The 12,847-nt window shown below is 64.1% G+C and carries 12 protein-coding genes; 6 read left to right on the forward strand and 6 right to left on the reverse strand.

Going from position 1 to position 12,847, the window contains the following annotated elements; all coding sequences use genetic code 11:
• Positions 1-6: 6 nt before the first annotated feature.
• Complete coding sequence (tsf, locus tag CEY09_RS08695) at positions 7-885, reverse strand: translation elongation factor Ts (RefSeq protein WP_006223441.1); 879 nt, start codon at positions 883-885, stop codon at positions 7-9.
• Between the two features lie 180 nt (positions 886-1,065).
• Positions 1,066-1,815, reverse strand: coding sequence for a 30S ribosomal protein S2 (gene rpsB / locus CEY09_RS08700; protein WP_006223442.1), 750 nt, complete (start codon positions 1,813-1,815; stop codon positions 1,066-1,068).
• 831 nt (positions 1,816-2,646) lie between these two features.
• Between rpsB and map the strand changes: the two genes are divergently transcribed.
• From map to CEY09_RS08725, 5 genes are all read left to right on the forward strand, one after another.
• Positions 2,647-3,468, forward strand: coding sequence for a type I methionyl aminopeptidase (map, locus tag CEY09_RS08705; RefSeq protein WP_088588333.1), 822 nt, complete (start codon positions 2,647-2,649; stop codon positions 3,466-3,468).
• 19 nt (positions 3,469-3,487) lie between these two features.
• Positions 3,488-6,094 carry a [protein-PII] uridylyltransferase gene (locus CEY09_RS08710; protein WP_006223444.1) on the forward strand — a complete coding sequence of 869 codons (2,607 nt, stop codon included), beginning with the start codon at positions 3,488-3,490 and terminating at the stop codon, positions 6,092-6,094.
• 74 nt (positions 6,095-6,168) lie between these two features.
• Positions 6,169-6,882, forward strand: coding sequence for a MarC family protein (locus tag CEY09_RS08715; protein ID WP_006223445.1), 714 nt, complete (start codon positions 6,169-6,171; stop codon positions 6,880-6,882).
• Positions 6,883-6,939: 57 nt separating this feature from the next.
• Complete coding sequence (locus CEY09_RS08720; RefSeq protein ID WP_088588334.1) at positions 6,940-7,425, forward strand: disulfide bond formation protein B; 486 nt, start codon at positions 6,940-6,942, stop codon at positions 7,423-7,425.
• A gap of 25 nt (positions 7,426-7,450) precedes the next feature.
• Positions 7,451-7,963 carry a YgjP-like metallopeptidase domain-containing protein gene (locus CEY09_RS08725; RefSeq protein WP_088588335.1) on the forward strand — a complete coding sequence of 171 codons (513 nt, stop codon included), beginning with the start codon at positions 7,451-7,453 and terminating at the stop codon, positions 7,961-7,963.
• Positions 7,964-8,028: 65 nt separating this feature from the next.
• On the opposite strand, the gene purF is transcribed toward CEY09_RS08725, so the two are convergent.
• From purF to folC, 4 genes are all read right to left on the reverse strand, one after another.
• Positions 8,029-9,549 carry an amidophosphoribosyltransferase gene (gene purF, locus CEY09_RS08730; protein WP_088588336.1) on the reverse strand — a complete coding sequence of 507 codons (1,521 nt, stop codon included), beginning with the start codon at positions 9,547-9,549 and terminating at the stop codon, positions 8,029-8,031.
• A 30-nt stretch (positions 9,550-9,579) separates the two neighbouring features.
• The gene (locus CEY09_RS08735) at positions 9,580-10,068 is read right to left on the reverse strand and encodes a CvpA family protein (protein ID WP_088588337.1); all 489 of its coding nucleotides are present in this window, start codon (positions 10,066-10,068) and stop codon (positions 9,580-9,582) included.
• Positions 10,068-10,883 (reverse strand): SPOR domain-containing protein, encoded by an 816-nt coding sequence (locus tag CEY09_RS08740; RefSeq protein ID WP_088588338.1) that lies wholly within the window; start codon positions 10,881-10,883, stop codon positions 10,068-10,070. Before CEY09_RS08740 ends, CEY09_RS08735 begins: the two co-directional genes overlap by 1 nt.
• Positions 10,884-10,946: 63 nt before the next feature.
• Positions 10,947-12,257: a bifunctional tetrahydrofolate synthase/dihydrofolate synthase gene (gene folC / locus CEY09_RS08745; RefSeq protein WP_088588339.1), complete on the reverse strand. Its 1,311-nt coding sequence runs from the start codon at positions 12,255-12,257 to the stop codon at positions 10,947-10,949.
• Between the two features lie 164 nt (positions 12,258-12,421).
• Between folC and CEY09_RS08750 the strand changes: the two genes are divergently transcribed.
• Entirely contained in the window at positions 12,422-12,838 is a 417-nt protein-coding gene (locus tag CEY09_RS08750) for a cupin domain-containing protein (protein WP_088588543.1), read from the forward strand.
• Positions 12,839-12,847: the final 9 nt, after the last annotated feature.

The raw sequence follows: 12,847 nt of genomic DNA on the forward strand, positions 1-12,847 counted from the left end.
CCGAGGTCAGGCTGCGCCGGCGGCGGCTGCGGCAACCTCAGCGGCGAAGTCGCTGGTCTTCTTCTCGATACCTTCGCCGACAACGAACAGCACGAACTTGCTGATCGAAGCGCCCTTTTCCTTCAGGTGCTGCTCGACCGTGTGCTTGTCGCTCTTGACGAACGGCTGCGACAACAGGGTCACTTCCTTCAGGAACTTGGCAACCGAACCTTCAACCATCTTGGCGACGATTTCGGCGGGCTTGCCCGACTCGGCGGCCTTCTGTTCGGCAACCGAGCGCTCGGCGGCGATGTCGGCCGGGTTCACTCCGTCGGCGTTCAGGGCCTTGGGCTTGGTGGCGGCGATGTGCATCGCCAGATCCTTGCCCACTTCTTCGGCGCCGGTGTATTCCACCAGCACGCCGATCTTGCCGCCGTGCACATAGCTGGCCAGCGAGTTCGGGGTCTGGATGCGCTCGAAGCGGCGGATCGAGATGTTCTCGCCGATCTTGCCGATCAGGGCGGTGCGGGTCGTTTCAACCGTGCTGTCGCCGAACGGCAGTGCCGACAGAGCGGCCACGTCGGCCGGGTTCTGCGTGGCGACCAGCTCAGCCAGCTTGTTCACGAAGCCGACGAAGTCGTCGTTCTTGGCGACGAAGTCGGTTTCGCAGTTGATTTCGATCACGGCGCCTTGCTTGGCGTCGGCGGAGATGAACAGACCGATCAGGCCCTCGGCGGTGACGCGGGCAGCAGCCTTGCTGGCCTTGTTGCCCAGCTTGACGCGCAGGATTTCCTCGGCGCGAACCAGGTCGCCTTCGGCTTCCGTCAGGGCCTTCTTGCACTCCATCATGGGCGCGTCGGTCTTCTCGCGCAGTTCCTTGACCAGGGCAGCGGTAATTTCAGCCATGTTTGCTCCAATTTTGCTAAGACACGCCCCGGCTCGCCGGGGCAGTGATTTGATTCGATGGGACGCCCGCGAGTGGCGGGTTCGGAAGATGGGAGCCCACCTTCGCAGTGCCGGCGAGGCGGGAGCGGACCTTGTTCAGAGCCGCTCCCAGACACTAACCGCCGGACATGACAGCAGGCTTTAGGCCTGGTTGTCCTGCACTTCGACGAACTCTTCCTGACCTTCGCCCTGCTCTTCGACCAGACCGTTCAGGTTCTGTTCGCGGCCTTCCAGCACGGCGTCGGCGATGCCCTTGGCGTACAGCGCGATGGCCTTGGCCGAGTCGTCGTTGCCGGGGATGACGTAGTCGATGCCGTCGGGCGAGTGGTTGGTGTCAACCACGGCGACCACGGGGATGCCCAGGGTCTTGGCTTCAGCGATGGCGATCTTGTGGTAGCCGACGTCGATGACGAACATGGCATCGGGCAAGCCGTTCATGTCCTTGATGCCGCCGATCGACTTATTCAGCTTGTCCAGTTCGCGTTGGAACAGCAGGCCTTCCTTCTTGATCATGCGCTCAGCGCCGCCGTCGGCGACGATGACTTCCATGTCCTTCAGGCGCTTGACCGAGGTCTTGACCGTCTTGAAGTTGGTCAGCATGCCGCCGAGCCAGCGGGCGTCGACGTAGGGCATGCCGCAACGGGCAGCTTCGGAAGCAACCAGGTCGCGTGCAGCGCGCTTGGTGCCGACGAACAGGATGTTGCCGCCGCGAGCAGCCAGCTGCTTCACGAACTTGGTGGCTTCCTGGTACTTATCAACCGTCTTTTCCAGGTTGATGATGTGAATCTTGTTACGGTGACCGAAGATGTACTGAGCCATCTTGGGGTTCCAGTAACGGGTTTGGTGACCAAAGTGGACACCCGCTTCCAGCATTTCGCGCATCAAAGACATGTAATTCTCCAAGGGTTGATTTCTTGCGCCGCACCTGCATCAGCATCTGGCTGACACCCTGGGTGGTGTTGCGCGCGATTTCCCGCAACACGCGGGATGGACAAAATTTTAACCGGGCCGACCGATCACTGCCGCAATAAACAAACTACGCTGCCGCGATAAACCCAGACGGCCGTCACGACGAGAGCCTTGCACCGCACACTTGCCTGGCGCTGACCCGGACACTCCAGGAGATTCCTGGAAGTTTCCGGCGGTTTCCCGCTCAGCGCACCCCGGACTTGTTTTGTTGGCAGCGAAATCCAGCTCTTCGCGCTTCGGCTCAACGCCGACACGCGCATCAGACCACCGGGGCATTTCTTAAAAAAACCCGAAGGTTTTCAAGAACTTAATCCGACATCCATACCGAACCTGCATCGCCGCTCTAAAACATGACCAGGTTTGCAAGTACGCCGCGCCCCAGCTTCGATAAAGCCCTTTTACCCGCCTGCCCCATGACCGACGCCGCCCCGCCCGCCCCCTCCAGAACCTGACAACCTGCCCGATTTCGCTCCACAACCTTCGCTTGCGGTGAAACTTCAGGGCTTGTTGCCGATCACACGTCAGGATCGTTTGGGCCAACTGCGGCCTTGAGAAAGCGGCTTCAAAAGCCTAACCTTCCGCCGGGATCGGCTCTTGCCGTTACCCGATTTACTACTACCCGATTTACAACTATCGGCAGTGATTGGCATTGCTACCGCGCCACAGCCGAGCTTTCCCCAAAATTTTAGGGAAGCCTATAATTCTACTATTCTTTCAAGCAGACATTCAAGCGAGAGATCGTCAAGTTACTTCATGGGCACAATTACCAACCCGGCCGACCTGGCCAAGATGCGCGCCGCCTGCCAAGACGCGGCCAAAGTCCTCGATTTCATCACCCCCTACGTGAAGCCGGGTGTAACAACCGGAGAGCTGGACCGCCTTTGCCTGGAATACCTGACTGACGTCCTACACGTGAAGTCCGCCACCGTGGGCTACGCCCCGCCCGGCTACCCTCCCTTCACCGGCGCCATCTGTACGTCCGTGAACCACCAGGTCTGCCACGGCATTCCCGGCGACAAGGTGCTGAAGAACGGCGACTCGCTGAACATCGACGTCACCATCATCAAGGACGGCTGGTTTGGCGACACGAGCCGCATGTACGCCGTGGGCGAGCAATCCATCCTGTCGCGCCGCCTGACCGACATCACTTTTGAGTGCATGTGGAAAGGCATCCAGCAGGTGAAAAACGGGGCCACCTTGGGCGATGTGGGCAACGCGATCCAGAAGCATGCGGAATCGAACGGCTTTTCCGTGGTGCGCGAGTTCTGCGGGCACGGCATCGGCCAGCGTTTCCATGAAGATCCCCAGGTGTTGCATTACGGCAAACCCGGCACGGGCGTGAAATTGGTGACGGGCATGCTGTTCACCATTGAACCCATGATCAACGCTGGCCGCCGCGAGATCCGCCAGTTGTCCGACGGCTGGACGGTTGTCACCCGCGATCACAGCCTGTCGGCGCAATGGGAGCATGCTGTCTGCGTGACTGACACCGGTTACGAAGTCCTGACCCTGTCGCCCGGCATGCCGCCCCCGCCTGCCTTCATTACCGAGCCCATCGTCATCCCCGCCGTCTGAGGCCCTGCCGCCCGCCGCCATGACTGCCGAAATCCTGAGTTCCCTGCGTGAACGCATCCAGCAATCCCGGCGGGCCGCGGTGGCCCAATTCCGGGAACACGAACGGCCGGACACTTTGTTGTCCGAGCTGCGCCGCATCGTGGATGCCGCCCTGCGCGACCTGGTCAAGCATTGCCCGCTGCCGGCGGGCGCCACACTGGCGGCCGTGGGCGGCTATGGCCGCGGCGAACTCTTTCCGCATTCCGACGTCGACCTGCTGATCCTGCTGCCGCACGTCCCGACACGTGAAGACGAATCCGCCATCGAACGACTGGTGGCGTCCTTGTGGGACCTGGGCCTGGAGCCCGGCCACAGCGTGCGGACCATCGAAGACTGCGAACGCGAAGCCGACGCCGACATCACGGTGGAAACCGCGCTGCTGGAATCGCGCTGGCTGGCCGGCAGCCGCTCTCTGATGAAGAAGTTCGACGCCGCGACCAAATCCCGACTGGACCCGCGCGCCTTCTTCCGCGCCAAGCGCGTGGAGATGCAGCAACGCCACGCCCGCTATCACGACACGCCCTATGCGCTGGAGCCGAACTGCAAAGAGTCGCCGGGGGGCTTGCGAGACCTGCAGGTCATCCTGTGGATGGCGCGCGCGGCCGGTTTCGGCGACAGCTGGCGGTCGGTGGCCCAGGCGGGCCTGCTGACCTCGTCAGAGGCACGCGACTTGCGCAAGGCCGAACAAGCCTTCAAGCGCCTGCGCATCGAACTGCATCTGCTGTCGAACCGCCGCGAGGACCGCGTGCTGTTCGACCTGCAGCCGGCGCTGGCCGAGGTCTATGGCATTCATGCCACCGCCACGCGGCGCGGCAGCGAACTGCTGATGCAGCGCTACTACTGGGCGGCGCGCCTGGTCACGCAGCTGAACGGCATTCTGGTGCAGAACATCGAAGAACGCCTGTTCCCGCGCCCCGACAGCGATGCGCGCGATATCGACGATGATTTTCGCAATCTGCGCGACCGCCTGGACATCATTCGCGACGACGGTTTCGAACGCAATCCCACGCTGCTGTTGCGCGCCTTCCTGGTGATGCAACAGCACCCTGAGCTCACAGGCATGTCGGCCCGCACGCTGCGGGCCATCTGGCATTCGCGCCACCGCATCGACGCGCAGTTCCGCCGCAACCCGGTCAACCGCAAGCTGTTCCTGCAGATCCTGCAGCAGCCGCGCGGCATCGTGCACGAACTGCGGCGCATGACCATGCTGAACATCCTGCCGCGCTACCTGCCGGTGTTCCGCCGCATCGTGGGCCAGATGCAGCACGACCTGTTCCATGCCTATACGGTGGACCAGCACACGCTGGCGGTCGTGCGCAACCTGCGCCGCTTCACGATGCCCGAGCACGCTCAGGAATATCCCCTGGCCAGTCAGTTGATCGCGGGCCTGGACCGGCACTGGGTGCTGTATGTAGCGGCGCTGTTCCATGACATCGCCAAGGGCCGCGGCGGCGATCACTCCGAGCTTGGCGCTCGCGAAGTGCGCAAGTTTGCGCAAGACCATGGCATGGATCCCGAGGACGCCAAGCTGGCGGAGTTCCTGGTGCGCCAGCATCTGCTGATGTCGGCCGTCGCGCAAAAGCGCGACCTGTCGGACCCGGCCGTGGTGCAGGAATTTGCCGCCACCGTCAAAGACGAACGCCATCTGACGGCGCTTTACCTGCTGACGGTGGCCGACATCCGCGGCACCAGTCCCAAAGTCTGGAACGCCTGGAAGGGCAAGCTGCTGGAAGACCTGTACAAGCTGACGCTGGCGGCCCTGGGCGGCGCCCATGCCGACGCCCACACGGTGCTGACGGAACGCAAGGAAGAAGCCGCCCGCCTGACCCGGCTGGTCGGCTTGCGCGACGATGCCCGCGAGGCCTTCTGGAATCAGCTGGACGTGGCCTATTTCCTGCGTCACGACGCCTCGGACATCGCCTGGCACACGCGCCACCTGTATCACCAGGTCGCGCCCGCGCAGGCAGTCGTCAAGGCTCGCCCCACCGAACAAGGGGAAGGCCTGCAGATCATGGTCTATACCCGCGATGCGCCCGACCTGTTCGTGGCCATTTGCGGCTATTTCGACGCCAAGAGCCTATCCATTCAGGACGCGCGGATCCACACCACGCGGCACGGCTGGGCGCTGGACAGCTTCATTGTGCTGCTGCCCGAAGGCGCCAGCGACCTGCGCGCGCAAGCCACGCTGGTCGAGCATGAACTGGCGGAACGCCTGAAAGACCCGCACGCGGCCGCCCAGACGCAGCCCAGCCGCGGCGGCTATTTCGGCCGCAGCCGACAGTCCCGGGTGTCCCGGGTGTTTCCCGTCATGCCGCAAGCCGAATTGCAGCCCGACGAGCGCAGCACCTCGTGGCGCCTGTCGGTCACCGCGACTGACCGCCCCGGCCTGCTGCACGCGCTGGCGCGCGTGTTTGCCCAGCACGAAGTCAACCTGCTGATGGCCAAGATCATGACCTTGGGCGACCGCGTGGAGGACGTGTTCATCGTGGACGGCTCGGCGCTGGCGCGCCCCCGCAGCCAGATGCAGTTCGAGCGTGACGTCCTGGACGCGCTGGCCGGCGAAGAGGCGCAGCAGCGCGTCGCCTGATCGCGCCGCAAGGCATCGCCAGACCACCCCGGACCGCATACAATCCGGGTTTTCGGCCAGGCGACGCCCGCTCCATGCAGCTCAATGACTATTTGCGCGTTTTCGGTGGCAGCTTTTTCTTCGCGCTGGCCACGCTCCTGCCCTTCCTGAACCCGCCGGCCATCGCGCCGATCTTCCTGTCGCTGACGGAAGGCGCGTCATCCTCCACGCGGATGGTGCTGGCCAAGCGGGTGGCGATCAACGTCTGCCTGATGCTGATCGTGGCCATGGTGGCCGGCAACGTGCTGCTGAGTTTCTTTGGCATTTCGCTGTCCATCGTGCGCGTCGGCGGCGGGATGCTGGTGATCGCCAGCGCCTGGCGGCTGGTGAATTCCCCCGACGCCGATACCGAACGCGTAGCGCGCATGGCCGAATCCTTTACCCCGGAAATGGCCAAGGCCCGCGCCTTCTATCCGCTGACCTTCCCCATCAGCTGTGGCCCCGGCTCGATCGCGGCGGCCATCACCGTGGGCGTTTCGCTGCGCGACCAGAACCACGTGCTGAGCCTGGTGCGGCTGGGCGGCTCGATTCCGGGCATCATCGCCGTGTCGCTGACGCTCTATATCTGCCTGCGTTTTGCCGCCCAGATGCTGCACCGCCTGGGCGACAACGGCACCGCCGTGTTCATGCGGCTGTCGGCGTTCATCATGCTGTGCCTGGGCGTACAGATCTTCTGGGAAGGCGCGCGCGACCTGATGCTTGGCGTGCTGACGCAAGTCATGCAACCAATTCCGATTCCCAAGGCCTAAGCCCTGAGCCTGGCTGGACATGGATCCCGCCCCGACCAACCCGAATCCGCAACAACAATGACTACTCGCTCTGAACGCCTGCTTCGCCTGATCGCCTTATTCTGCTTCGGCGCGGTGGGCGTGGCCCTCGTCTCCCAGCACGTCTTCGACATGCCGCCCTGCGCCTGGTGCGTCATGCAGCGCCTGATTTACCTGGTGATCGGCGTAATCGCCCTGATCGGCAGCTTCGGCGGCGGGCGCGCGCTGACGCGCATCGCCGCAGCGCTGGCGGCCCTGCTGTCCCTCGGCGGCGTAGCCGCCGCCTGGTATCAATACAGCGTCGCCGCCAACATGCTGTCCTGCGACCAGACCTTTGCCGACCGCTTCATGACCGGCATCGGCCTGGAAGGCGCGATTCCCTGGCTGTTCGGCATCTTCGCCACCTGCATGGACGCCAAGGTGCCGGTGCTGGGTATCGAGTACGCCCTGTGGAGCCTGGCGCTGTTCGTGATCCTGTTCTTCATGGCGCTGCCTGTCGTCTTCGGGCGCAGCCGCTCCCAGTAAGCGGCGCGCCTCGCGCAAGATCATTTTGAAATACCTGACCGGCTACCCGGAAACCCTGCTGCTCCAGACCCAGAAACTGCTAGACCAAGGCAAACTGGGCGCCGCACTGCTGTCGCGCTACCCGGACGGCCCGCATGCCGTGCGGACCGACCGCGCGCTGTATGAGTACGTGACGGACCTGAAGAACACCTATATGCGCAATGGCGACCTGATCAACAAGGTTGCCTACGACAGCAAGATCCACGTGATCCAGCATGCGCTGGGGCAGCACACGTACATCTCGCGGGTGCAAGGCGGCAAGCTGCGCGCCAAGCACGAGATCCGCGTGGCGACGCTGTTCAAGACGGTACCTGCCGAGTTCCTGAAGATGATCACGGTGCATGAGCTGGCGCACCTGAAAGAGAAGGACCACAACAAGGCCTTCTACAACATGTGCCTGCGAATGGAACCGCACTATCACCAGTACGAATTCGACCTGCGCCTGTATCTGACGCATCTGGAGGCGACGCGGGAAACCCTCTGGGAGGCGAAGGGGTAAACGGCCCGGCGAAAAAAATGCCGTCCCTCGGGACGGCATTTTTCAATCAGCCTGACAGTAACGGATCAGGCGTCGTTAGCGGCGTAACCCATATTGAACTGCAGGCCGCTGGCGCCTTCCTCCTGGCCCGGCTCCGCGCGCGACTGGCCCAGGCGGGCCAGGTATTCGGCAGTGATGTCGCCGGTGACGTATTCACCGTCGAAGCACGAGGCTTCGAAACGCGACATCTTGGGGTTCAGGTCACGCACCGATTGCTGCATGTCTGCCAGGTCCTGGTAGATCAGCGAGTCGGCGCCGATGGCGCGGGCGATTTCCTCGTCGGTGCGGCCGGTGGCGATCAGTTCCGACTGCGTGGGCATGTCGATGCCGTACACGTTGGGGAAGCGGACCGGAGGCGCAGCCGAGGCAAAGTACACCTTGTTGGCGCCGGCGGCGCGCGCCATGTCGACGATTTCGCGGCTGGTCGTGCCGCGGACGATGGAATCATCGACCAGCAGCACGTTCTTGCCCTTGAATTCCATGCCGATGGCGTTGAGCTTCTGGCGCACGGACTTACGGCGCACGGCCTGACCGGGCATGATGAACGTACGGCCCACGTAGCGGTTCTTGATGAGCCCTTCGCGGTAGTCCAGGTTCAGGCGCGCAGCCAACTGCATGGCGGCAGGACGCGACGAATCCGGAATCGGCATCACGACGTCGATATCGCCCAGGCGCATGTTGCGCGCAACCTTGTCGGCCAGGTATTCGCCCATGCGCAGGCGGGCGTCGTAGACCGACACGCCGTCGATCAGCGAATCCGGACGCGCAAAGTACACGTATTCGAAAATGCAGGGCACCAGTTGCGGATTGTCAGCGCACTGGCGGCTGACGAAGCGGCCGTCCAGGTCGATGAACACGGCTTCGCCCGGGTCGACGTCGCGCACGAAGACGAAACCGCTGCCTTCCAGCGCCACGGATTCCGACGCCACCATCCATTCGGTGCCTTCGTCGGTTTCCATGCGGCCGATACACAGCGGACGGATGCCGTTGGGGTCGCGGAAGGCCAGCAGGCCGTAGCCGGAAATCTGCGCCACGACGGCGTAGGCGCCACGCACGCGCTTGTGCACGGCCGACACCGCGCGGAAGATGGCGTCGTCGTCAAGCGACACGCCGTTGGCCGACGATTGCAGCTCGTGCGCCAGCACGTTCAGCAGCACTTCGGAATCCGAATTGGTGTTGATGTGGCGGCGATCGACCCGGTAGAGCGATTCGCGCAGTTCACGCCAGTTGGTCAGGTTGCCGTTGTGGGCGAACATGATGCCGAACGGGGCGTTGACGTAGAACGGCTGGGCCTCTTCCTCGCTGGCGCTGGAGCCCGCGGTGGGATAGCGGACCTGGCCGACGCCAGACGTACCCGGCAGCGAGCGCATGTTGCGCGTACGGAAGACGTCGCGCACCAGCCCGTGAGCCTTGTACATATTGAATTGGTTGCCTTGCGACGTCGCGATGCCCGCGGCGTCCTGCCCGCGATGCTGCAACAGCAGCAAGCTGTCATAGAGCAGCTGGTTGACCGGCCCGCGCCCGATGACCCCTACGATTCCACACATGGTGAGATTTCCTGGTTGATTTGAAGCTAATCAATACGGCAGCCATGTCGCCAAAGACGGCGGCAGCCACGTTTTGATATGTTTGATGGCCTCGATGGCCGAATGCGAAAACATGGCGTCCTTCCACCACGGCTCTTGGGGCAGCGGCGTATAGCCGGCGGCGGCGACCAGCGCCAGGACGATCACCAGACCACGGGCCAGCCCGAACATGCCGCCCAGGCCGTGATCGGCGGGGCTGAGTCCGGTACTGCGGATCAAGGCGGCGAGCGTCATGTTGACCAAACCCACACCAAGCAGCACAAGGATGAACACCACGGCGTATGAGACTCCCATGCGCAGCAGCGTCGTTTCAATATAGGGCTCCAGCCACGTATAGACCGTGGGGCCCCACCATATCGCGGCCACGAAGGCCAGCAGATAGGCGACCAGCGACAGCACCTCTTTGAGCAGGCCACGCACCAGGCCCAGCACACCCGAGACCGCCAGGATGGCCAGCACGACGAAGTCGAAGCCGGTCACTATTGCGCGGCGATGAAACCATTGTCATAGCCCAAGGTGCGCAAACGCGCCTGGGCCGCCTGCGCCGCCTCGCGCGAAGGGAACGGCCCCACGCGCAGACGGTACTGCTGTTTACCTCCGATGGAGGCTTGTTCCACAAATGCGTTGGTGACGCCCGCCTGATGCAGCTTGGTGCGGCGCGACTGGGCGTCTTCCGATGTCGTGTAGGCCGCGATCTGCAGGACGAAGTTGCCTTTGGCGGCGGCGGGCTTGGGCGCCGGGGCGGCGGCAGCCGGCGCGGAACGGCCTTCCAGCAGAGCCAGGGCGCGTGCGCCGTCGTCGGAACGCGTGTCGGGCTTGGGCGCCGTGGCCGGCTTCGGTTCCGGCTTGGGTTCAGGCTTCGGCTTGACTTCGGGCTTGGGCGGCGTGGCGGGCGGCGTCACTTGTGTGGCGGGCGGCGTTGTCGGCGCAACGGCCACGGGCGGCACCGATGTGACGGGCGGCGGCGTCGGGACAGCGGCAGGATCCGTGGGGGCCGCGCCCGGGGTGCCAGACTCCGGCGTGGCAGGCGTGGTGGCCTGCGGTTCGCTTACCTGCGGCTGGAACGGCGTATTGCGTTCCGGCACGCGGATAGGAATGTTGTCGGCAACCGGCACGGGCTGCGAATCAAGCACCATGGGAAGAATGATGACAGCCGCCAGCACCAGGGCGACGGCGCCTGCCAACCTGCGCCGCGCGCGGCCGCGCAGCTCCGCAGCCTGCACCTCGCTAGGCACTGCCGCCCGTTTGGAGGACTGCGCCTGATCGGCAGGATCTTTGCGTTTGAAAAAACCCATGGAAGAGAATTCCTTGCGGCGCCTTGCGGCAATATGGCGGCGGGCCGCCAAGACCCGATTTGCCTATGCCTTGCGACCCAGTGCCTGCAAAACCGAGGCCACGGTGAGAAACGACCCGAACACCACGATTCTATCATTCTCGCCCGCCCGTTCGCGCGCCGCAGCGAAGGCCTGCGCGGGATCCGCATAGGCCGCGATGCTGGGACTTTCGGCCCCGGCGGGTGACGGCGGTAACGCCGCGGCCACCTGCTCGGCCAGCGCCTGGCCGGCGGTTCCGCGCGGCCCGGGCAGGCCGGCGCAATACCAGTGGTCGATACGGGTGCCCAGCTTGGCCACCACGCCCGCCAGGTCCTTGTCGTTCAGCATGCCGAACACCGCATGGGTATACGGATGGAAGCCCATGTTATCCAGGTTCTGCGCCAGCACGGCTGCGGCATGCGGATTGTGCGCCACGTCCAGGATCACCGAAGGCTGGCCCGGCAGGATCTGGAAACGGCCCGGCAGCGAGGCCTGCAGCAGGCCCAGCCGCACGGCCTGCTGTTGCACCGGCAGGCGGTCCCGCACGGATTCCAGCGCGGCCAGCGCGGCCGAGGCGTTCAGCAATTGATTGGCGCCGCGCAGGGCCGGATAGGCCAGCGCGCTGCGGCGCTGTTCGCGGCCGCCGTACGCCCACTGCTGGCGGTCGCCGGAATAGTTGTAGTCGCGCCCGAACAGCCAGAGGTCGGCGCCGATCTGCTCGACGTGATCCAGGAGCGATTGCGGCGGCACGGGGTCGCTGCAGATGGCGGGGCGGCCTGCGCGGTAGATATGGGCCTTTTCGAAGCCGATTTTTTCACGGGTGTCACCCAGCCAGTCGATATGGTCGAGGTCGACGCTCGTGACGATGGAGCAATCCGCGTCCACGATGTTGACGGCGTCCAGACGGCCGCCCAGGCCCACTTCCAGTACGACGGCGTCCAGGCGCGATTGCGAGAACAGGCGCAGGATGGCCAGCGTGGTGAATTCGAAGTACGTCAGCGAGACCTCGCCGCGGGCGGTTTCCACGGCCTGGAACTGCTCGATCAGGGCGGCGTCGGAAGCGATCTGGCCATTGACGCGGGCGCGTTCGTTGAAGTCGATCAGGTGCGGGGAGGTATACAGCCCGACCTTGTAGCCGGCCGCCAGCAGAATGGCTTCCAGCATGGCACAGGTGGAACCCTTGCCGTTGGTCCCGCCAACGACGAATTTCACGCCGGACAATTCCAGCCCCATGCGCGCAGCCACTTCGCGGACGCGGTCCAGGCCCATGTCGATCGCAGTGGCGTGGATGGACTCCAGGTACCGCAGCCAATCGGACAGGGTGGCGGAAGCGTCGGGCGGGCGAACAAGGGACATGGCGGGGTCGCGAAGTGAGATCAGCCTTGGATTTTAGCAGTCCGTGCACGGTGTTTTCCCTAATCCCCTAGGGCGCGGCACGGTATCTCGACCGAAAAAGCGCTTGCCGATGTTTTTTTCATACGTGAAAATAAATTTATGTATGAGAATTTAAACGGATGACCATGACGCAACCGAACCCCCCCCACTGGCTGGTCCGCGAGGCCGACGTCCCGGGCTACCACCCCGCCAACCACACCGGCACGCTCAATCGCCGGCTGATCAGCCCCGAAACGGTCGGTGCTCGTGGCGTGGAAGTGCTGCTGGGTGTCATCGACAAGGGCAAAGGCGCCCTGCCCCATGCCCACCCCGGCATCGAACAGGTCTGTTATCTGATTTCGGGCACGGCACGCGCCCAGGTGCAGGACGAATGGGCCGACATGGGCCCGGGCGATTGCTGCTATTTCCCGCCCGACATCCCGCACGTCTTCACCGTGACCAGCGACGAGCCCGCCCGCCTGCTGGTGATCTACACGCCGCCTTATGAAGAATCCCCCGATCGCGTGATCCGCGATTTCCCGGCATCACCCCCTGCCGCCTGACGGCGCAGC

Origin of the sequence: Achromobacter marplatensis (genome assembly GCF_002209535.1) — a bacterium.
Classification (GTDB): domain Bacteria; phylum Pseudomonadota; class Gammaproteobacteria; order Burkholderiales; family Burkholderiaceae_B; genus Achromobacter; species Achromobacter marplatensis.

Bases quoted from the DNA above. Each gene is read 5' to 3' on its own strand.
- tsf (WP_006223441.1), bottom strand. From the start codon at position 885: ATGGCTGAAATTACCGCTGCCCTGGTCAAGGAACTGCGCGAGAAGACC.
- rpsB (WP_006223442.1), bottom strand. From the start codon at position 1,815: ATGTCTTTGATGCGCGAAATGCTGGAAGCGGGTGTCCACTTTGGTCAC.
- map (WP_088588333.1), top strand. From the start codon at position 2,647: ATGGGCACAATTACCAACCCGGCCGACCTGGCCAAGATGCGCGCCGCC.
- CEY09_RS08710 (WP_006223444.1), top strand. From the start codon at position 3,488: ATGACTGCCGAAATCCTGAGTTCCCTGCGTGAACGCATCCAGCAATCC.
- CEY09_RS08715 (WP_006223445.1), top strand. From the start codon at position 6,169: ATGCAGCTCAATGACTATTTGCGCGTTTTCGGTGGCAGCTTTTTCTTC.
- CEY09_RS08720 (WP_088588334.1), top strand. From the start codon at position 6,940: ATGACTACTCGCTCTGAACGCCTGCTTCGCCTGATCGCCTTATTCTGC.
- purF (WP_088588336.1), bottom strand. From the start codon at position 9,549: ATGTGTGGAATCGTAGGGGTCATCGGGCGCGGGCCGGTCAACCAGCTG.
- CEY09_RS08740 (WP_088588338.1), bottom strand. From the start codon at position 10,883: ATGGGTTTTTTCAAACGCAAAGATCCTGCCGATCAGGCGCAGTCCTCC.
- folC (WP_088588339.1), bottom strand. From the start codon at position 12,257: ATGTCCCTTGTTCGCCCGCCCGACGCTTCCGCCACCCTGTCCGATTGG.
- CEY09_RS08750 (WP_088588543.1), top strand. From the start codon at position 12,422: ATGACGCAACCGAACCCCCCCCACTGGCTGGTCCGCGAGGCCGACGTC.